The 20,583-nt window shown below is 67.9% G+C and carries 17 protein-coding genes; 10 read left to right on the top strand and 7 right to left on the bottom strand.

The window, feature by feature from the left end; translation table 11 throughout:
• Positions 1-2: 2 nt before the first annotated feature.
• Positions 3-470 (top strand): hypothetical protein, encoded by a 468-nt coding sequence (locus tag ACILRJ_RS13000; protein ID WP_395683624.1) that lies wholly within the window; start codon positions 3-5, stop codon positions 468-470.
• A gap of 125 nt (positions 471-595) precedes the next feature.
• Positions 596-2,083, top strand: a complete 1,488-nt coding sequence (locus ACILRJ_RS12995) for a hypothetical protein (protein ID WP_395683623.1) — start codon at positions 596-598, stop codon at positions 2,081-2,083.
• Between the two features lie 183 nt (positions 2,084-2,266).
• Here the strand turns inward: ACILRJ_RS12995 and ACILRJ_RS12990 are convergent, their stop codons facing one another.
• The 4 genes from ACILRJ_RS12990 to ACILRJ_RS12975 form a co-directional block, all read right to left on the bottom strand.
• Positions 2,267-3,211, bottom strand: coding sequence for a hypothetical protein (locus ACILRJ_RS12990; RefSeq protein WP_395683622.1), 945 nt, complete (start codon positions 3,209-3,211; stop codon positions 2,267-2,269).
• 201 nt (positions 3,212-3,412) lie between these two features.
• Positions 3,413-4,567: a glutathionylspermidine synthase family protein gene (locus ACILRJ_RS12985; protein ID WP_395683621.1), complete on the bottom strand. Its 1,155-nt coding sequence runs from the start codon at positions 4,565-4,567 to the stop codon at positions 3,413-3,415.
• 4 nt (positions 4,568-4,571) lie between these two features.
• The gene (locus ACILRJ_RS12980) at positions 4,572-5,099 is read right to left on the bottom strand and encodes a DUF1190 domain-containing protein (RefSeq protein WP_395683620.1); all 528 of its coding nucleotides are present in this window, start codon (positions 5,097-5,099) and stop codon (positions 4,572-4,574) included.
• A 7-nt stretch (positions 5,100-5,106) separates the two neighbouring features.
• The gene (locus tag ACILRJ_RS12975) at positions 5,107-5,520 is read right to left on the bottom strand and encodes a DUF350 domain-containing protein (RefSeq protein WP_395683619.1); all 414 of its coding nucleotides are present in this window, start codon (positions 5,518-5,520) and stop codon (positions 5,107-5,109) included.
• A gap of 226 nt (positions 5,521-5,746) precedes the next feature.
• On the opposite strand from ACILRJ_RS12975, the gene ACILRJ_RS12970 reads away from it, so the two are divergent.
• A complete protein-coding gene (locus ACILRJ_RS12970) occupies positions 5,747-7,045 on the top strand; it encodes a NosD domain-containing protein (RefSeq protein ID WP_395683618.1) in 1,299 nt (432 codons plus the stop codon).
• Between the two features lie 127 nt (positions 7,046-7,172).
• Positions 7,173-7,949: a hypothetical protein gene (locus tag ACILRJ_RS12965; protein WP_395683617.1), complete on the top strand. Its 777-nt coding sequence runs from the start codon at positions 7,173-7,175 to the stop codon at positions 7,947-7,949.
• A gap of 69 nt (positions 7,950-8,018) precedes the next feature.
• Here ACILRJ_RS12965 and ACILRJ_RS12960 read toward each other — a convergent pair whose 3' ends face one another.
• The gene (locus ACILRJ_RS12960) at positions 8,019-9,308 is read right to left on the bottom strand and encodes a hypothetical protein (RefSeq protein WP_395683616.1); all 1,290 of its coding nucleotides are present in this window, start codon (positions 9,306-9,308) and stop codon (positions 8,019-8,021) included.
• Between the two features lie 145 nt (positions 9,309-9,453).
• On the opposite strand from ACILRJ_RS12960, the gene ACILRJ_RS12955 reads away from it, so the two are divergent.
• From ACILRJ_RS12955 to ACILRJ_RS12930, 6 genes are all read left to right on the top strand, one after another.
• Positions 9,454-11,568, top strand: coding sequence for a winged helix-turn-helix domain-containing protein (locus ACILRJ_RS12955; RefSeq protein WP_395683615.1), 2,115 nt, complete (start codon positions 9,454-9,456; stop codon positions 11,566-11,568).
• Between the two features lie 185 nt (positions 11,569-11,753).
• A complete protein-coding gene (locus ACILRJ_RS12950) occupies positions 11,754-12,395 on the top strand; it encodes a methylamine utilization protein (RefSeq protein WP_395683614.1) in 642 nt (213 codons plus the stop codon).
• A gap of 3 nt (positions 12,396-12,398) precedes the next feature.
• Complete coding sequence (locus ACILRJ_RS12945; RefSeq protein ID WP_395683613.1) at positions 12,399-14,738, top strand: putative bifunctional diguanylate cyclase/phosphodiesterase; 2,340 nt, start codon at positions 12,399-12,401, stop codon at positions 14,736-14,738.
• Positions 14,735-15,955, top strand: coding sequence for a hypothetical protein (locus ACILRJ_RS12940; protein WP_395683612.1), 1,221 nt, complete (start codon positions 14,735-14,737; stop codon positions 15,953-15,955). Before ACILRJ_RS12945 ends, ACILRJ_RS12940 begins: the two co-directional genes overlap by 4 nt.
• A gap of 362 nt (positions 15,956-16,317) precedes the next feature.
• Complete coding sequence (locus ACILRJ_RS12935; protein ID WP_395683611.1) at positions 16,318-16,779, top strand: DUF6882 domain-containing protein; 462 nt, start codon at positions 16,318-16,320, stop codon at positions 16,777-16,779.
• A 9-nt stretch (positions 16,780-16,788) separates the two neighbouring features.
• Positions 16,789-18,372 (top strand): Na+/H+ antiporter, encoded by a 1,584-nt coding sequence (locus ACILRJ_RS12930; protein WP_395683610.1) that lies wholly within the window; start codon positions 16,789-16,791, stop codon positions 18,370-18,372.
• Positions 18,373-18,375: 3 nt separating this feature from the next.
• On the opposite strand, the gene ACILRJ_RS12925 is transcribed toward ACILRJ_RS12930, so the two are convergent.
• Both ACILRJ_RS12925 and ACILRJ_RS12920 read right to left on the bottom strand, forming a co-directional pair.
• Positions 18,376-19,638 carry an MFS transporter gene (locus ACILRJ_RS12925; protein WP_395683609.1) on the bottom strand — a complete coding sequence of 421 codons (1,263 nt, stop codon included), beginning with the start codon at positions 19,636-19,638 and terminating at the stop codon, positions 18,376-18,378.
• 179 nt (positions 19,639-19,817) lie between these two features.
• Positions 19,818-20,582, bottom strand: a complete 765-nt coding sequence (locus tag ACILRJ_RS12920; RefSeq protein WP_395683608.1) for a DUF72 domain-containing protein — start codon at positions 20,580-20,582, stop codon at positions 19,818-19,820.
• Position 20,583: the final 1 nt, after the last annotated feature.

Raw genomic sequence — 20,583 nt, 5'->3', positions numbered from 1 at the left:
CCATGCGTGCCAATGCCCTCGTTCGATTCCTCTCGCCCGACCCGCGCCACGACGGCGTACGCCCCGTGCAACTGTGGGGATTGCGCGTGTTCTACCTGCTCATGCTGCTGCTGGCAGCTCCGACCGCGTGGCAGGCGTTGCTCTCGCATGCAGGGCCATGGGAGCCCTTGCGTGCGGTCGCATTCGCCGTATGGGCGACCTATCCCGCGCTAGCATTCTTCGGCCTGTTCCGCCCGCTGCGCTGGTTGCCGCTGATGTTCTTCACGATCGGCTACAAGGCGATCTGGCTCGCGTTCGTCGCCCGTCCGCTGTGGCAATCCGGCACGCTGTGGGGCACGCCGACCGGCGAACTCGCCGCATCGTTCCTCGCACTGCCACTGCTGGCGTTGGTGGTGCCGTGGGGCTACGCATGGCGGACCTACTTCGGCTGGCCAGGACGCAGTGCCCGCATCGACGGCGGCACCGCCTGATCCCGGATTTTCCGCGCGCTTGCGGGGCTGCCCGAACCCGCCATCCCGATTCCACGCGCAACGCGACGCGCGTAGAGTGCGAACCGCTCGGGAGCGGCAGGCCCGCGTTCAATCGGAGGACACGCATGACCCGCAACCATCCGACGTCGTTGTTGCTGGCTTGCGCATTCGCTGCGAGCGCGTGCGCGCACGACGAACACGCCTCGCATCCCGCACCCGAAGTGCTCGGCTCGGTCACGTTCGCGACGACCTGCGCCGCGCGCGTGCAGCCGCGCTTCGAGCGCGCGCTCGCGCTGCTCCACTCGTTCGCCTACGACGAGGCCAGGAAGGGCTTTGGCGAGGTAGCGGCCGCCGACCCCGGCTGCGCGATCGCGCATTGGGGCGCGGCGATGTCGCTCTACCATCCGCTGTGGGAGGCACCCCCTGTGGCGGACCTCGCCACCGGACTCGCCGAACTCGAACAGGCACACCAGTCGGGCACCGGCTCGCCGCGCGAGCGCGCATTCATCGACGCGGCAATGACCTACTTCAAGGACTACGACCGCTCGCCGCCTGCGGCGCGCGCGAAGGCGTACGAACAGGCGATGGGGGACGTCGCCACGCGCTTCCCGGATGACGTGGAAGCGCAGATCTTCCATGCGCTCGCGCTGCTCGCGACCGCGCCGCCCACCGATCGCACGCATGCAAACCAGAAGCGCGCGGGCGACATCCTCGAACCGCTGTATCGCCGCCATCCGCAACATCCCGGACTGGCGCACTACCTCATCCACGCCTACGACAGCAGCGATCTCGCCCCGCGCGGCCTCGCGGCCGCGCGCGCGTACGCGAAGATCGCACCCTCGGCGCCGCACGCGCTGCACATGCCCTCGCATATCTTCACGCGGCTCGGCTACTGGGAAGACTCGGTCGCCTCGAACCTCGCCGCGCGCAAGGCCGCGCATGCCGCCGGCGGCGTCGGCGAGGAGCTGCATGCGATGGACTACCTCACCTATGCTTATCTGCAACTCGGCCGCGACGCCGACGCGAAACGGGTCGTCGACGATCTGGCCGTGATGCGCAACCTTCGCGCCGGCGATTTCAAGATCGGCTATGCCGCCAACGTGATGCAGGTCCGCTACGCGATCGAGCGGCGGCAATGGGCGAACGCAAGCACGTTGCAACCGCTGCCCGATTCCCAGGCGCATGTCGCCGCGATCGTCTACTGGGCGCGCGCGGTCGGCGCTGCGCGAAGCGGACATCCGAAGAACGCCGACGCCGACATCGCGAACATCGAAGCCAGCATTGCCAGGCTCGACGCCGAAGGCAACACGTACTGGGCAGCGCAGACGCGCGTGCTTGCGGACTCCGCGCGCGGCTGGCAGATGTTCGCGAACGGCGATACCGAACCGGCAATCCTGCATCTGCGTGCGGCGGCCGACGCGGAGGATGCCGCCGAAAAACTGGCGGTGACGCCGGGCCCGATCGTCCCCGCGCGCGAACAGCTCGGCGATATGCTGCTCGAAGCCGGTCGCGCGAACGATGCACTGGGCGAGTTCAGGAGCGCGTTGACGGCGGCGCCCGGGAGACGCGGTGCATTGGCCGGAACGGCGCGGGCGAAGGCCGCCGGCAAGTGAGGCGTGGCGGCAAGCGCCGAGGGTTGGCGGAACGCGTTGCGCGGCCCCGTACGAGCATCGCGGCTTCCACCGCTTCCTCATCCAAGCCTTGCAGGAGCGGCGCAGCCGCGACCGGTGCATGGTCGCATCCTGTCGCAGGAGCGCTCGGTGGCTTCAGCCGCGATGCTTTCGCACGCCACCAACTCAGTCGTAACCATTCGTGAAAATCTCGTCGCCGCGTTCGTAGGCGCCGAGGTCCACGTGTCCGTTGTACGTGCGTGGGTGGCCCTCGAGGTCGACGCCGGGGATACCACCCGTCGGCGCGAGCAGGCCGATTCCGAGCAGCGGCGAGCTGGGCGAGAGGTGGAAGTCCGTCGCCGAGGCGAAGACGGGGTTCTGGCTCAAGTTCGCGCTGCTGCCGGCGGTCTGGAATCCGTCGACGACCTCGATATCGTTGTTGTTGAACTGCATGCCGGTACCGAAGAACTGCACGTCGGAACCGGCCGCGTTGTTCCACATGATGTTGTTGCTGAAGTACGCGTTCGGCACTGCGTTGTTGCTGCCCGGGATATACAGGAAGCCGGCACTCGCGTTGCCCGTCGTGTTGTTCGCAATCGTGTTGTTGGTCACGTAGATGAGCGCGTTGGGGCCGGCGTCGATCGACAATCCGCCCGCGGCCGGCGTGCTGTTGTCGATGACCAGGTTGCCGTTGAGGTGCACCACGCCTTCGACGTCGATGAAGCCGACGCAGGCCGCGAAGTCGGACGTGTTGTTGCGCAGGATGTTGACCGCAAGCACCACTGAACTGTTCGCACCGGTACCGTAGATCTGGATCCCGCCGCCGGCGGACCCGTTGTTGGTGCCGTTCTGCATCGTCATGTATCGCAACACGAGGCTGCCGGCGCTCTGGCTGCGGAACACCGCGTGGCTATGGGCGCCGTCGAGAATGGTGAAGCGTGGATCCTGCACGGTCTGCGTGCAGGCGGAGTCGAACCCGCCATGGATGGTGAGGCCGAACGTCTCGGTCGAATCGAACGTGAACGGCGCATTGTCGACCAGGTAGGTACCGTGCACGAGCTTGATCGTGTCGTCTTCGCCGTTCGCCTGTGCAAGCAGCAGTTTTGCACGCAGGTCCGCGGCTGTACTCACGCACCAGTCATGCGCGAAGGCGGGTGCGCCCATCGACATCGCGGCAATTGCGAACAGGCCGCGCGCAAAAGCGGCCCGGAGACGGCGTGACGGTGACTTGGTCATGGCGGCAGGCTCCCAAACAGTCTGTCCATCTTCCAATACGACAGGAACGGAAGAAGGCGGGCGCCCCGACAACCGAAAAGCCCGACCTGCAGAGTGCTATTCGATGATGTGCGGCACGAAATGCGAGCTGTCGCGCGTGATCGGCGTGGCGTCATCGCGCATGCCGATGCCGCTCGCGCGGTCGCCCACGACCCAGCTCCCGACCAGTGCATGGCGGCCGTCGAATTGCGGCAGCGGGTGGAATTGCTGGCGCACGAAGGGACCATCGACGTAGGGTCCGTCCGTGCGCAGCCAATCGCCCGATTCACGGTGCAGCTCGATGTTCGCTCCCTCGCGCGAGAGCAACGGCTTGCGCACCCACCCCTTCGGCAATGATCCGCCGTCGTGGAAAAACGACGGCAGCAGGTTCGGATGATCGGGATACTTTTCCCACAGCAGCGGCAGGATGCCCTTGTTGCTGAGGATCGCCTTCCAAGGTGGCTCGATCAGCTGGCAGCGTGATCCCGGCAGTGCCTTGCCGAATGCTTCGCCGAACATGAACTCGAGCGGATAGAGCTTGAACAGCGCTTCGATCGGATGGTCGTCGAGGTCGGTGAAGCGCCCGTCCGCGGCAAGGCCGATGTCCTCGATCGCGATGCGGCGCGTGGCGAGGCCGGCCTGGCGTGCACAGTCGTCGAGGTAGGCGATGGTTCCCTGGTCCTCGTCCGAATCGCTGGCGGCGGACAGGTAAAGCGGTTCGGGAAGCGCGCGCGCAATCGTCGCGAACGCATCGATCAGGTTCTCCTGGATCAGGTTGTACTGGTCGACGCCCTGCGCGAGCGCGCCGCATGCGATCTGCTCCTCCAGCCACACCCACTGGAAGAACGCCGCCTCGTACAGCGCGGTCGGCGTGTCGTAGTTGAGTTCGAGCAGTTTCGCCGGACCGTTGCCGTCGTAGGAAAAGTCCATGCGTCCATAGAGGTGCGGCTCGCGCGCGCGCCAGGAATCGGCGATCCAGTCGCGGAAGGGTTCGGGTATCGCGAGTCGTCGCATCAGGCCTTCATTGGCGACGACGTCGCCGACCAGGTCGAGCGCCATTGCATGCAGCTCGGCCGTCGGCGTTTCGATGTCGTCCTCGATCTGCGCCAGGGTGAACGCGTAGCACGCGGTCTCGTCCCAGTATGGCTCGCCGTCGATGGTGTGGAAGCGGAAACCGTATCGTTCGGCGGTCGCGCGCCAGTCGGAGCGTTCGCGCATCGCGATCCTGCGCATCGCGTCACCCGCCGCGGCCGGAATGTCCGGACCCGCTCGAACCGAAACCGGAACGCGACAGCGTCACCGCGCGGTTCGGCGCGACCTCGACGGCACGCATCTGCCTGAATCCGGCAGCAGCAGGCGAGCCGCCCGGATTGCGATACCACTCGTTGTAGCGTCCATCCGGCGTGCGATAGACCGGGTTGGCGCCCATGTACATCGGCGCGCGACCGCTGTGCAGCAACTGCGACAGCATGAATCCGGTCAGCAAGGGCATCCAGACGCCGTGCTGCTGCGGATTTTCGGTGCAGTTGTCGCCGTAATTGCGGATGCACTCGTCGCGACTGCCGAAGCGCGGTGATTCCTTCGCGTGCGCTTCCGCGGCGGCCTGCATCGCCTTGCTGCAGACCTCGTCGCTGTTGCCGTCGCTCTTGCACGCTTCGACACTGGTGTAGAAGCCCTGCCGCAACTTCTCCTCTTCGCCGCAGCCGGCGAGGAGCAGCGGAACCTGGGTCATCGCGATCAACGCCAGCCGGCGGGAACGTTTCATGGCGGCATCACCAGGTCATGCAGGCGGCATCGAGGATGCCGACGCCGGTGGACAGTGCGGCGACCAGCGTCGCCGCCGCGCGCTCGTCGCGCGCGATGCGCTGCGGCAGGTCCGGCAGCAGCAGCCGCGCCGCGAAGAACACCAGCAACTGCACGACCAGCGCGATGGCGGCCCATGTCGCGCAATCGAGCAGGCTCACCGACTGCGCGATCGCGGATGCGAGCGGCAGCACGAAGCCGAGGAACGCGCCGCCGAACGAGATCGCCGCGGCGGGCTTGTTGTCGCGGATCAGCGCGAGTTCGCGATGCGGCGTCGCCCACAGGTACACGACGATGAAGACCACGGCGAAACCGATCGCCAGGGCGAAGTAGGCGAGGAAATCCGGCACGGTTGCCAATGACGGCGCGATGGCGGCAGGCATGCGGCACAATCCTGTAGTTGCGTTGCCGGAGCGTACCGCACTCCGTGCTCCCATGGCGGACTGACGCCGACCACTCGCCGCATGCGATCCAGGCGACAATATCCCTTCGCCACGCGCGCCGAAGTCGACAACCGGGAATCTATGGAGAGCATGCGGCACCCACTCCGGACAGCCACCAGATAAACTGTCCACCTGACGATCTCGCCGCCCCCGTGAAGGAATCTGCGTGAAGTACATTTGGTCCCTGCTACCGGTTTGCCTGCTCGCGTTCCCCGCTTGTGGCATCTCCGCGACGCGCAATGTTCCAGCGGACTATCCGACCATCCAGCAGGCGATCGAAGCATCGGCCAGCGGCGATCTCGTGCGCGTTGCACCTGGCGCCTACTACGAGCAGCTCCTGATCGATGGACGTGACATCACACTCGAAAGCGAACAGGGGCCCGCCACCACGACGATCGATGCCACATATCTGGATGCTGCATTGACCATAACGAACTGCACTCGTGCAATGGTCGTGCGCGGCTTCACGATCACCCGCGGGCGCGGCAGCTTCCTCGGCGGAGGCATCTACGTGCAAGGTGGCTCCGCCTCGATCATCGGCAATCGCATCCAGGGAAATCTGGGGCAAGGTTTCGGCAATGGCATCATGCTGCAGAATTCGGATGCGCTCGTCCTCGACAACATCATCGTCGACAATGCCAATGACGGGCAGTCGAGCGGCGGTGGCGGCGGCGGCGGAATCGGCGTTCTCGGTGCCGGAAACTGTCCGACCTGCGGTGCGGAAATCCGTGGCAACCTCATCAGCGGCAACAGCGTCGACGACTTCATCTGGGGCGGCGGCATCTATCTCAACGGCAGCGGGCCCACCGTCATCGTCGGCAACGTGATCGCGCACAACACGGCTCCACAGGAGGGGGCCGGCATCGCGATGATCAACTCCGTCGACGCAAGGATCGAAAACAACCTGCTCGTCGGCAATGAGGTTCTCCAAAGTGGCGGCACTGGTGGCGGCGTTTACTGGCTGGTGCCGTCCGGCTCACGGGGTCCGTTCCTTGTCGGCAACACGCTCGTGGACAACATCGCTGACTTCGGTTCCGGCGTCTATGCCGACGGCTTCGATGTCGCGGCGCGCATGGCCAACAACGTGATCGTCAGTGCGACGTCAGCGAGCACCGTCGAATGCGGGGCGTTCAATGACGCACACTCGCCGATCATCATGAACAATGACGTGTATGCGCCCTCGGGCACCCCTTATGCGGGTCTGTGCGCGTCCGTCGATGGCACCGCTGGCAACTTCGCGGCCGACCCGCTGTTTGTCGCCGCCGGCGACTACCGACTGCAACCGGGCTCACCTGTGATCGACATGGGCCTTGACGCCTTCGTTGCCGAACCGCTTGACCTGGATGGCCGCTCGCGGATCTTCGATGGCGACGGGGATGCAACGGCAACCGTCGATATGGGTGCATTCGAGTACCCCGGCGACAGCATCTTCGCGAATGGCTTCGAGCAGGTCGCGGGACGTTGAGGGGGCGTCGAGCAGGATCGGACGCGCCAACCGCGGGCGGCAGCGTGATCCGCGCAAAACCGTCAGCGAAAGTGGCATCGAGAATCGCGCATTTTTCCACGGCCATCATCGTTGCGGGGTACGCACCTTGAGCATCGGACGCATCCTTGCCATCCTGGTGGCCGCCGCCGTGTTCGGCCTGGCGATCCAGAAGACGCGCGACCCCTTGCGCACGCAATTGCCATTCGGCACGACCGACCTGTCGTCGGTCGAACCGGCGCTGGCCAGGCTGAATCCTGCCGACCGCGCCCTGGTCGAGGCCTACGTGAAGCGCAGCAATGGAGACGTGCTGCCGCCGCAGTTCGCGGATCCGGACCAGCCGTTCACCGCACGCACGTTTGCGGAAGCGATTGCACTGGAAAAAGCCTGGGACGTGAAGCGCGGCGAGCAGGAGGTCGCGGCGGCCGCTCGCGAAGCCGAGCGCGACGCGGCGATGGCGCCGCTGCGCGAAGCGGTCGAGGCGAACGTCGTCCGCACCCAGGTGCTTTCTCCGCGCCAGTTGAGCGAGCCTCCCGATCGTGATGCCGCCGTGAAGCAGGCGTTGCCTTCGGATGACGCGACCGTGTTCGTGGTGACGGTGTCGTTGCACAACCTCACCAGCAGGACGATCGTCGGCGTGAAGGGTGCGCTGGAAGCACGCGACCCCGACGCCTACCTGCCGCTGCAACTGTGCTGGGTCGACGTCGGCGAACGCGAGCAGATCGAACCCGCCAGTCGGGTCGAGATCCACTGCGGCAATCAGGCGCGACACGTGAGCAAAGAGGAGCGTGCGTTCATGGACGATGATTCCGGTCGCTTCACGGTGTCGTGGAAGCCCAGGAGCGTGGTTTTTTCGGACGGCACCCGGCTCGACAGCGGACTGTGAGCACGGTGCACGGCATCGTGTGCGGATCCGCTGCGCCCGTTCCTGCACGGCGGATCCGCCGGGCGCGACTCACGGGCAGCTGAGTCCCGCCGGCAGCGTCACGCGGATGATCGGCAACGATCCGCTGCCGTAGCCGGGAACGGCGGAGGCCCAATCCAGGGTGCCGTGGTTGCAGTCGCTGAAGCGCAGGGACAGCGTACCCCAGGTCGTGTTCGTGACCTGAGCCGGGTCGAAGTTCGGCGCGAAGCGGCCACCGGGGCCGTTGATGGTGGAGACGGTGATGGTCGCGTGGTCGCCGTCGATGATCGGCCCGACGCCGCCGACCCAAGCCTGCCCTCCCGCCGGTGCGAATGTATAGACCTCGGCGACGAGGTTTCCGCCGTCAAGCACCTCCAGGCCGAGTCCCAGCTGCCCGGTTGCACCGGCGTCCACCCAAGTGCCGGTGAAGCCGCTGCCAATCGGCATGTTGCCGGACCCCGTCTCCTGCGCCGATACGAGCGCGATGAAGGTTCCGCCGGAAATGCCGCCGTCCACGCCGTTGGCGAGGACGCCGAGTTCGGCGCCGCTGCCGCGGTCGATGCGTCGCACGCGGTTGCCGGCGAGTACGAGCAGTTCGCCGCTCGCGGCGAGCGTCATCCCAGTCGGGCGACTGAAGCCGGTGGCGAGCGTGCCGACGAGCGCGCCGGTGCCGGCATTGAATCGATAGACGCTGCCGCTGCCCTCGCCGCCGACGAGGATCGTGTCGCCTTCATCGACGATGCCGCGCGTGTTGATGAGGCCACCGGCGCCGGCGGCGACGAACGTGGCCTGTACCTGCCCGTTCGCGGGGTTCACGCGCGCGACGGTGTTGGAGTCGTAGCCCGGTACGTAGAGCAGCCCCGCCGCGCTCACCATCATGCCGTTGTCGGCGCCGACCAGGCCGCTGCCGTTCGGCAGCACGGTGCCGATCACCCGGCCGGTGTGACGATCGAGTTCGAGCACGCTGCTGGTGCCGTAGCTGGCGACATACACACGGCCGTCGAGCCCGAACGCGAGGCCGTCCGGGTCGATGTTGCCGGCGAGTTGGGCGAACACGTCGACGAAGCTGTAGTCGTCGTGGCGATAGCGCTGGATCTGGTCGTTGCCCTCGCTGACGACGTAGATGAGGTCATCGGCCGGGTTGAGGCGCACCGCCTGAGCACCACGGATGCGCGAGGCCTGGTCCAGCTGGCGCAGGAACTGTCCGTTGCAGGCGTCGTAGATCGCGACGTTGTTGGAGAAGTAGCCGCTGACCAGCAGGTGCTGGTTGCAGGCGTGTGCGGGGATGGCGGCGCCGGCGGCGATCAGGGCCAGCGCAAACAGGGCGATTCTTCCGGACATGGACGGGCTCCTCGGGGATGGGTGGGCCACGATGTCGCCATCCTTGGGCACACGTCCTTCGCGGATGCTCCGGTTGATCTCCTTTTTTTCTCCTTTCCGGCAAGAAAGCGCCGGACCGTTGCGCATGGCTTGCTAGCATCGGCGCATGAACGATGCTGCGCCGCCCGTCGCCGAGTACCGCTTCCTCGACTGGCGCTATGAGCCCGAACGACGACGACTGGTCCGCGCGTCCGGCGAGGCCGCGGAAACCCGCCTCAAGCCCTTGCCCGATCGCCTGCTGCGCCGCCTGCTCGACGCGCCGGGCGCGGTGCTCTCGCGCGAGCAACTGATCGATGAGGTGTGGACGCGGCGCGAGGTCAACGACGAAGTGCTGTCGCGGGCGATCGCCGAGCTGCGCGCCCTGCTCGGCGACGATGCACGCGCGCCGCGCTTCGTCGAAACCTTGTCCAAGGGGGGCTATCGCTGGATCGCACCGGTGGCGCGCATCGAGCCACCGACGACGCGACATGACACTCCGCTCGAACGGCCGGCACCGGCATCGCGAGGGACGGATCGGCGCGCCTTCGCCGCGCTTGCCGGCATTGCCATCGTGCTGCTCGGCGTGGCTGCGTGGCTGCTGCGACACGACCGAAGCGACGGGCCCGCAAGGCTGGCCGTCGGCCTGCTTGCCGCACGACCGCTGACCGCCGATGCACGGCTGGAATACGAAGCGCGGTTCGACGGTGCCGGTCGCGTCGTCTACATCCGCGCCGCGCGCGGCGGCAGCACCAGCGAACTGGTGCTGGTCGACCCCGCCACCCTGGCCGAGCGCGTGCTGTGGCAGGACGCCAGCTCGTTGAGCCATCCGGCGCCATCGCCGAACGGTCGCGAGATCGCGGTGACGAGCGAGACGGACAAGGCCTGCGGAATATGGAGCGTCGCCCTCGTGGACCTGCGTCGCACGCGCCTCGGTGATTGCGCGCGATCGACCGAGGGAGGGCTGGAGTGGACCGACGGCGGCGAGGGATTGATCTATACCGCGCCCGCCGCGGATGCCGCACACGCGCCGGGCCTGGCGCTGCTCGACCGCCGCCGCGGCACGCAGCGCGTGCTGACCACGCCGGAGATCGCCGAAGGCGCACACGTACATCCGCGCCTGTCACGCGACGGCACGCGCCTCGTCTACGCGAGCCAGCACGATGGCGAGCAAATCCTGTGGCAGACCGACTGGCCGCGCCTGGACCGGCGCAACGCGCTGCTCGAACGGCCCGAACCCGTGTACGGCCACGCTTTCGAACCGGACGGCACCGGCTTGTGGGTCGCGGGCGACCTGACGCTCTATCGCGCGTTGCATCGACTGCGCGACGGCGGCGAGCCGGAACTCATCGGCGGGCGCGGTGCGATGTCGATCGACGTTGCAGCGAACGGCGCCGCGGTCTGGTCGGAGGCGAACTTCGATGCCGACATCTGGCTGCGCACTGGCGATGGCGCGGCGTGGACGCCGATTGCCATCTCCAACCGCTACGAGTCGCAGCCGGAATTCTCGCCCGACGGATCGCGCGTCGCACTGGTCAGCAATCGCAACGGGGCCGAGAGCGTATTCGTCCACGACCGACGCGATGGACACGTGCATGCACTCGCGCTCGATCCGCGCTTGCGCTGGGTGCGGCCGACCTGGTCGGCGCGCGGGAACGCGTTGATCCTCACTGCATACGAGGATCGCCACACGCGCCTGTACCGCTACCGGCTCGACGGCGATGTCGCGAGTCCCTTGCCGCTGGTCGCGCCGGATGCATTCCTCGGCGTCGAACGTGCCGACTGCCTGGTCTTCCTTGCCGGACACGGCAGTGGTCGCGGCACCCTGATGCAATGGCGCGAGGGGGACGCGCACGCCGAACGCGTCCCGGGAGTCGATGCGATCAAGACCTACCGCATGTCGCAGGATTGGCTCGTCTGGCGCACACCGGATTCCACTGCGCTGCGCGCGGCGCCATGGCCTGCGCTGCATGCCGTGCGGGAGATTGCGAGCGACGATGGCGGCGAGGCGTTCGCGCTCGCCGGCCATACGCTCACGTTCAGCAACGACGGCGCCTTGTGGACGCTGGAGCTGCCCGACGGCGAACCGACCCGGATCGCGGCGGATCGCATGCCGAGCGGCAACGGGCCGAGTCTCGCGCTGTCCTCCGATGGAACGCTCGCGGTCGTGACGCAGACCTCGATGAGCATGGACCTCATGATCGCCGACGCGCCAGTGCTCGCGACTGCGCTGGGCAGGCATTGACACGATCGTGTGCCCGGCTGGAGCGGCGCACCGCCGCTGGCACCGGCTCCCGCAGCCCGCGCGCAGCCCGGCACGGCGGCAACATGCGACCAGCCGACGCGACGGGTTCGCTGCGAAAGCGACGGATTCATGTACTGCGGGGCCATTGCGATAGACTGGCCGGACACGTCCGAAAAGGGGGACGGATGCTTCCCGACGCGAAAGCGTTCGCATTGCTGGCGCTGTTGCCGATGTTCGCCTCCGCGGCCGAACTCGACGTCACGGTGTCCGATGCCCGTGGCTCTCCCGCACAGGACGCCGTGGTCAGCGTTCGTGGCGGCAATGGCACGCCTCATGCGCGGCCGGCCGCGACGCGCCCGATCGACCAGCGCAACGAGACCTTCATTCCGTACGTCGAGATCTTCCGACCAGGCGACAACGTGGTGTTCCGCAACAGCGATCGCACGCGCCACCACGTCTATTCGTTCGCGCCGGCGAAATCGTTCGAGTTCGTCATCGCACCGGGCGCGAGCGCGCCTCCGGTCGTGCTCGACCACGTCGGCGAGATCGCCGTGGGATGCAATATCCACGACCAGATGATCACGCACCTGTACGTATCCGATGCGCCGTGGGTTGCGAAGTCGGATGCGCAGGGCCACGTCGTGTTCCGCGACCTGCCTGCCGGCCACTACGTGATCAGCGTATGGCATCCGCAACTGCGCCCGGGGCACCCCGAGGCGGAACAGGCGATCGATGTCGGCACCGTCCCCGCGAGCACGACCTTCACGCTGTCGCTGACCGCCGATCCACGCCCGGATCCCGCCGACAAAGAACGCAAGCACTACTGAGCCATGAGCTTCCGCCTGCGCCTCGCCCTGCTGTTCGTCGCGACCATGGTCGCGGTGCAGGCGTTCACGGCTCTGCTCGTCTACAACGTCGCGCGGCACGCGCTCATCGCCGAGGGCGAACGCCAGCTCGGCATCGGCGCGGGCGCGGTCGCGCGCCAGCTCGACGACATCTCCAACCGCGTCGCCGACAACGTGCAGGTGCTGTCGCTCGATTTCGCGCTGCGCTCGGCCATCGCGCAGGACGACCAGGGCACGGTGCTGTCCGCGTTGCGCAACCACGGCCGGCGCATCGGCGCCGAGCGCATGCTCCTGGTCGGGCTCGATGGCACGATCCGCTCCGACACCACGTCTTCCAGCATCGGCGAGCCATTCGCGTTCCCGGATCTCGCCGACGCCGCGATCGACCATCCCGCCGCGGCGGTCGTGGCGATCGACGGCAAGGCCTACTGGATGATCGTGGTGCCCGTCTACGCGCCCAAGCCGATCGCGCTCATCGCGGCGGGCATTCCGGTCGACGATGCGCTGCTCGCACGCCTGCAGCAGTTGTCGGCATTGCCCAATTCGCTCGAACTGGTCACCGACACCGGCGATGGTCATTGGATCGCCATCGCGCATGGAGACAATGCCGTGGAGATCGCGCCGACGCTCATCGCGCACGGCTTGCCGCCGCAACCGACGCTGGTCCGCGTCGGTGCACTCGAATACGTCGCCCTCGCGACGCGCCTCAAGGAGTCGCAACGCGGGGCGCCGGTTGCCGCGGTGCTCGGTTACTCGCTCGACGCCGCACTGCAGCCATACCGCACCGGCGCGATCGCATGGGCGAGTCTGGTCACGCTCGGGCTGGTGATCGGCCTGATCGGCGCGATGCTGATCGCACGCGGCGTTGCACGCCCGATCGAGAAACTGGCCGCCGCCGCCCGGCGCATCGGCGCCGGCGACTATGCCGCGGCCGATGCACCCGGCAAGCACGACGAGGTCGGCCAGCTCAGTGCCGCGCTTTCGAGCATGACGCGGGCGATCGCCGAGCGCGAGGAGCGCATCCGATTCCAGTCCGTGCACGACGCCGTCACCGGCCTGCCGAACCGCCAGGCTGCGGAGTCGGCCATCCAGCGCGCGGTCGCGGAACGGCCGACTGCGGGCGCCCTGCTGATGGTCGGCCTCGCGCGCCTGCCCGACATCATCCAGACCATGGGGCATTCGATCAGCGACCGCCTCATGCGTGACGCCGCCGGGCGCCTGCAGCCGCTCGCGCAACGCGGCCTCGCCGCACGAGCAACGGACACCCAGTTCGCGCTGTGGATCGACGCGGCCGGCAAGGCCGAGGCGATCGAGGTCGCGTTCCGCATCCTCGACATGCTCGGCACGCCGTACCAGGAAGCCGACCTTTCAATCGACACCTCGCCGGCGATCGGCATCGCACTCAATCCCGAACATGGCAACGAAGCGAGCACGCTGCTGCGCCACGCCGAGATCGCGCTGATCGCCGCGCTTGGTTCGGAGGACCCGGTCGCGGTCTACGACGCGGCGACCGACCCGCACCGGCAGGAACGCCTGACGTTGATGACGGACCTGCGCGAAGCGCTCGACCGCGACCAGTTGCGCCTTCACTACCAGCCGAAACTGCGCTTCGCCGACAACCGCATCGACAGCGTCGAAGCGCTGGTGCGCTGGAGCCATCCGCAACGCGGCGCGGTGCCGCCGGACATGTTCATCCCGCTCGCCGAGAAGACCGGCAACATCCGTCGCCTGACGCGATGGGCGCTCGCGACCGCTGTCGCGCAGGCGCACGAATGGAGCCTGCGCGGGCACGAGCTGCGCATCGCGGTGAATCTTTCCGCCCGCGACCTCGACGACAGCGACCTGCCGGCGCGCCTCTCCGACCTCCTCTCGCTGCATGGCGTCGCACCGCGCAGCATCGTGCTCGAGCTGACCGAGAGTGCGGTGATGGGCGAACCCGACACGGCGATCCAGGTATTGAAGCGGCTCGCCGACCTCGGCATCGATCTCGCGATCGACGACTTCGGTGTCGGCCAGTCGTCGCTCGCCTACCTGCGTCGCCTGCCCGTGCGCGAGATCAAGATCGACCGATTCTTCACCCAGAAGCTCGACGAGGATGTCGGTGACCGCACGATGGTGCGTTCGATCGTCGAACTCGGCCACCGCCTCGGCTACCGCGTCACGGCCGAAGGCATCGAGACGCGCGCTGCGCTCGACTACCTGCGCGACGTCGGTTGCGACCATGCGCAGGGGTACTACATCGCGCGCGCGCTCGAACCGGACGCGCTCGCGGCAATGGTCGCGAGCGGCGAAGCCGGTGCGCCGCAAAAAGGCGCGCGCCGATGAGCGCCGCGCGCCTCCTGGCCGCAGGCATCGCAATGGCGCTTGCGGGCGAGGCGTGGGCCGTCGACTTCAGCGCGCATGGATACCTCGATTGCCGCTTCCTCGCCCGAGCCGACGAACGCAGCTTCGCCGACGGCGGCCTCGGCAAGACGCGATTCGGCGGTGGCGGCACCGATGCGACCTGCGTGCAGGCGGGCCTTTCGGCAACCGCCGTGCTCACGCCGTCGCTGCTGGCGCAGGCCGAACTGCAATACCAGACCACCGACACGAATTCGGTATCGCTGCTCGAGGCGTACCTGCGCTATCGGCCGGTATCGGTCACGCCGCTGCGCTGGTCGCTGAAAGTCGGCACGTTCTTCCCGCCGGTATCGCTCGAGAACGATGCGATCGGCTGGACCAGCCCATGGACGCTGACGTCGTCGGCGATCAATGCATGGATCGGCGAGGAGTTCCGCGGCATCGGTGCGGAGGGTCGCGTCGAATGGCGCGGTGAACGGTCGACGACGGGCGCCGTCGCCGCACTCGTGCGCAGCAACGATCCCGCCGGCGAACTGCTCGCCGCACGCGGCTGGTCGCTATCCGATCTCGTCTCCGGTCTCGGCAGTCGCGTGCGCGAGCCGGACGTCTACGCCGTCGACGAAAACGAGGCGGTACCGCTGCGCTTCAATCCGTTCCTCGAAAACGACGGTCGCCTCGGCTGGTACGCCGGCGCGAACTGGGAGATGCGCGGGATCGGCAGCGTTTCGATCCTGCGCTACGACAACGAAGCCGATCCCGCCAGCTTCAGCCGCGGGCGCTCGCCTGTATTCAGCTGGGAAACCGATTTCTGGAGCGTCGGCGCACGAACTCGCGTCGGCGACGTCGCGTTGATCGGCCAGGCGATGACCGGTTCGACCGCAATCGCGCCTTCGCCGTTCTTCAGCACGGCCACCGATTTCCGCGCCGCGTATCTCCTCGCCGGCTGGGACCGCGGGGCCTGGCGGCCGGCATTGCGCTTCGACGTGTTCTCGACCGACCAACTGCCGCGCGAGATCGCCAACCGCGTGCGCGAGCACGGCAACGCGATCACGCTCGCGCTGAACTGGCGTCCGCGCGACTGGCTGCGACTGACCGGCGAAGCACTGCGCGTGCGCAGCTGGCGCACCCAGCGTCTGGAGGAAGGGCTCGCGGCATTGCAGACCGACACGCAGCTGCAGCTCGGCGTACGCGTGATCTTCTGAGTGGCAAGCGCCACCTCGGCGTGCATGGCGCGTTCGCGCTAGGATGATCGACTGCGAGTCACCAGCGGGGCGCGCCGTGTCGTTTCACCGATCCGCATGCCGTCGCGCATTGCGCCGAAGGCCCGGCCGGGATAGCGATTCATTGGCGTGCACCCTTCCGCCGAAATGCCCGACCTCGCACGCTCGACGCTCGGGCCGCTGGTGTCGCGGGTCGAATTCGTCGAGGGCATCAACCGGATTCACGCTCAAGGGCCGGGTCGCTTCCAGGCGCCCGTAGCGCGCGGCACGCGGTAGACGACCTTCGAGCCAACACGGGGCCTCGGTCCGCTAGACTTCGCAGCGTACTTCGCAAGGAATACCGCATGACCGACGAAGAGTTCGACGCATTCGTCGCCGACGCACTCGCCGAGCTGGATGCGAAACAGTCGGCGCTGGAAAAGGCGCACGGCCTCGGCCGCCACGAACGGTTCGATGCCGACTTCGAACGCGCCACGTTGCGCTTCAGCGATGGCGGCACGCCCGTGGCCGAGGCGATGGTCGTGCCGGTGGCGTCGTTCGTGCCGTCGAGCGGGAGCCTCGTCTGGTGGCGCACGAACCGGAATCTTCCGGAGGCGACGCGTGCGCACGGCTACGACCACGCCGCGCTCGCCGCATTCACGGGCATGGATGTCTTCGCGCAGCGCGCGATCGAGTGCGACGAGGACATGGCGTGGGAGATCACCGCGATGGCGTGCAAGCACGCCGGCCTCGAGGGCGCCTATGTCGCACCGCACGGCGCGGCCAGCCTGTTCCTGCTGATCGCCGCGATGCGGCGCCTGCCCTGAGGTGCGGTGATGGACTACGTGCACCTGTTCGAACTCGCGATCGCGATGTTCCTCGCGATCATCGTCCTGCACCACGTCGCGCACCGCGTCCACCTGCCGCCGCCGGTCGCGCTGATCAGCGGCGGCGCGCTGCTCGCGTTCCTGCCCGGCGTGCCGACGATCGCGATCAACCCCGAGTTCGTGATCGTGCTGTTCCTGCCGCCGCTGCTGATGGACAGCGCGTGGACGATCGCGCTCGGCCAGTTGAAGCGCCACCTCATCGGCATCGCGTCGCTCGCAATCGGCGCGGTGCTGTTCACGACGCTGGTGGTCGCGGTCACCGCGCACCTGCTGTTTCCGGCGTGGCCTTGGGCGGCCTGCGCCGCGCTCGGCGCGATCGTCGCACCACCGGACGCCGTGTCCGCGCGCGCGGTGCTGCAACGGGTCACGCTGCCGCGGCGACTGAAGATCCTGCTGGAGGGCGAAAGCCTGCTAAACGACGCGACCGGCCTCGTGCTGTTCCGTTTCGCGATCGCGGCCGGCGTCACCGGCAGCTTCAGCGCCACCGGCGCGATCGGGCGCTTCTTCGTGCTGGCCGGTGGCGGCGTGCTCGTCGGCATCGCCATCGGAATGATCTGGGTCAAGCTCGTGCGCCGCCTCGGCGACGAGTACCTCATCATCGCCGCGACCTCGCTGGTCTCGTGGTGCGCCTACCTGCTCGCCGAGAAACTGCACGTGTCGGGCGTCATCGCGACCGTCACCGCGGCATTGATCGCCAGCTGGCACGCGCACACGGTGCTGTCGGCGTCGACGCGCATGCGCGGCTCCGCGTTCTGGACGGTCATGGTGTTCCTGATCGAGGCTGCGCTGTTCATGCTGATCGGCCTTTCGCTGCGCGGCGTGATCGAACGCGCCGGCGGTTTCGGCGCGGTCGTCGTGACGATGGGCGCGCCGAGCCTCGCCGTGCTCGTCGCGCTCATCCTCGCCCGCTTCGCATGGATGTACGGCAGCGACGGGGTGATTCGCGCGTGCGCCCGCCTCGGCGTGACCCGGCATGCACCGATCGGCGCGCGCGGTGCCAGCGTGCTCGGCTGGGCCGGCGTGCGCGGCGTGGTGACGCTCGCGCTCGCGCTGAGCGTGCCCGACGGATTCCCCGGCCGCGACGTCATCCTGGTCACGTCGTTCGTGGTCATACTCGGCACCGTGCTGCTGCAGGCAACGACGCTCGAGCGCCTGATCCGCTGGGCCTGCCTGGTCGAGGCGCCCGGCGACAAGGCGCGCATCACCATGAACCAGGCCGAGTCCGCGATGGCGCAGGTGCAATTGGTCGCGGTCGAGCGCGTCGCCTACGACGGCGACGGCAACCTCGTCCATCCGAGGCTGCTCGAGCGCTATACGCGCAAGGCGACGATGATCGTCGATTACGCCGAGCGTCCCGACCACTACTCGCCGATGCTGCACGCGCATTTCGACGTCGTGCTCGAAGCGGTCGCCACCGCACGCGTCGAACTCATCCGCCTGCACCGCGCGGGCGAGATCGACGACGAGACGTTGCACGAACTCGAACGCGACCTCGACCTCGAGGAACTGAGCGCGCTGTCGGCGAAATCCTGAGCGCTAGCCGGCGCGCCGGAGACCCGCGCGCATCAACGTCCCGATCACGATGAACAGCACGGCCGCGCTCGCCGCGAGCGACCAGTGAATGCCGATGCTCGCGCCGACCAGGCCGACCGTGATGCCGCTGAACGTGCGCATGCCGGCGGCGAACGTGTTGAACACGCCGATCGCACGGCCGCGCATGTCCGCCGGTGCGTCGAGCTGCACCAGCGTCTGCGCCATCGCATTGAACGACAGCTCCATGAAACCCGCGACGAACAGCAGCACGAGCGCGAGCGTGTAGCCGGTCGTCAACGCGAACGAACCCAGCGCGAAACACCAGATCATCGCGAGCACGCAGGCGGTGCGCGCGCGCGGCTGCAGCAGGTTGCGGCTCTCCAGCACGATGCCGGCCGTCAGCGCACCGGCCGCATCCGCCGCGAGCAGCATGCTGTAGTAGAAGTCGGCTTTGCCCTGCCCGAGGTCGTGCGCGAAGCCCGGCATCTGCGCCTGGTAGGCGTTGCCGATGAACAATGCCGCCGCGCCGGCCAGCAAGGTCATGACCATGATCACGCGGTGATGCGAGATCTCGCGCACTGCGCGCGCGATGTCGCCGAGCGTGCGCACCGCGCGCGTCGCCACCACCGCGCCGGCGGTACGGAACTTCGGCCCGTACGGCGCGAACGCGAGCCATGCGATGAACGGCAGGTAGAGGCACGCATTGACGAGGATGCCGAGGTTCGGCCCGAGCCACAGCAGCAACCCGCCACCGACACCGGGCCCGGCCAGCATGCCGAGCTGGCGCGCGGTCGCGTTGAGGCGCACCGCGCTCTGCAGGTGGTCGCGCCCGACGATGTCGTGCAGCAGCAACTGCGAAGGCGGTCCCCACAGCACGCCCGCACAGCCGTGCACGACCAGCAGGATGCATGCGTGCCAGATCTGCAACGTGCCGGTGATGAAGAGCACGCCCCAGGTGATCGACACACCCATGAACAGCGCCATGCCGAGCTGGATCATGCGCCGCGGATCGAGGCGATCGGCGAGCGCACCCGAGTACACCGAAAACAGCAGGAACGGCAGCCAGTGCGAAACCACCGCGAAGCCGCCGAGCGCCGGCGAATGGAACTTGCCGAACATCACCCAGTAGCTGATCACGTGCTCGACGTTGTCGGCCATCATGGCCAGTGCCGACAACAGGAAGTACGCGCGAAAGCCGGGGTGCCGCAAGGCGGCGAAGGAAGCCGGCCGGGTCGGCGCGGTCGGTGCAGACGTCGAAGCGTTCATGGATCTCCTTGGGTCAAGCGAAAGCGCCCCGTGCCCGATGCAGCGGCACGACGAGTCCGGTGTATCCGGATGCGATGGCGCGTTGGTTGACGTGAACGCTTACGACGACCGCACGACGTGCGGCGCGCAGGGATGATAAGGGATGGACAAAAGCGCAGTCCAGCGGGTGCGGCAGCCCGTCAGGCGAGCCTCGCGCGCAGCGCGAGCGCATCCGTCGTGGCGTGGCCGGCCGCGGTGTTGTCGAAGATGCACCAGCGTTCGTGCACGTCGGCCGATTCGCGAGCCATGCGCCGCGCCACGCGACGGAGCGCTTCGCCGGCGTAGGCGTCGTAATAGACGCGCGGCGAGCCGTGCAGCCGCAGGTATTCGCAGGCGTGGTCGCCGCCGGGCACGGCCGCGCGCGGCACGCGTGCGGGATCGGCCGCGGCACGCGCAATGCCGCGCTCGCGCAGGTCGGCGTCGACCCCAGCCACGAACCACGACGCATGCCGTGGCTCGCACGCGACCGGCCCGGCATGCCGTGCGCGCAGCGCATCGAAGAACGCGCACGCGCTGCGCCGCTCGAACGCAAGGCTTGGCGGCAGTTGCAACAGCAGCACGCCGAGCGTCGGGCCGAGCTCGCGGACTTGCGCAAGGAACCCGTCGAGATCGTCGACGCAGCCGCGCAACCGCTCTCCGTGGCTGATCGCCTTCGGCATCTTCACCGCGAAGCGGAACCCCTCCGGCACCGACTGCGCCCAGCGCGCGTAGGTCTGCGGACGGTGCGGGCGGTAGAACGAGGAATTGATCTCGACCGCATCGAACACGCGCGCATAGCGCTCGAGATGCGTGCCGTCGCCCGGCGCCAGCACCGCCTGCTCGGCGCGCAGCGACCAGCCGGCGCAGCCGATGCGCAGCGTCGGGACTCTTCGCGCCGCTTGGGCGCTTCCCGACTTCTGCGACATG

It is taken from the genome of Dokdonella sp., from assembly GCF_044227025.1.
Lineage (GTDB): Bacteria > Pseudomonadota > Gammaproteobacteria > Xanthomonadales > Rhodanobacteraceae > Dokdonella_A.
This window is presented reverse-complemented; position numbering and strand designations above follow the sequence as displayed.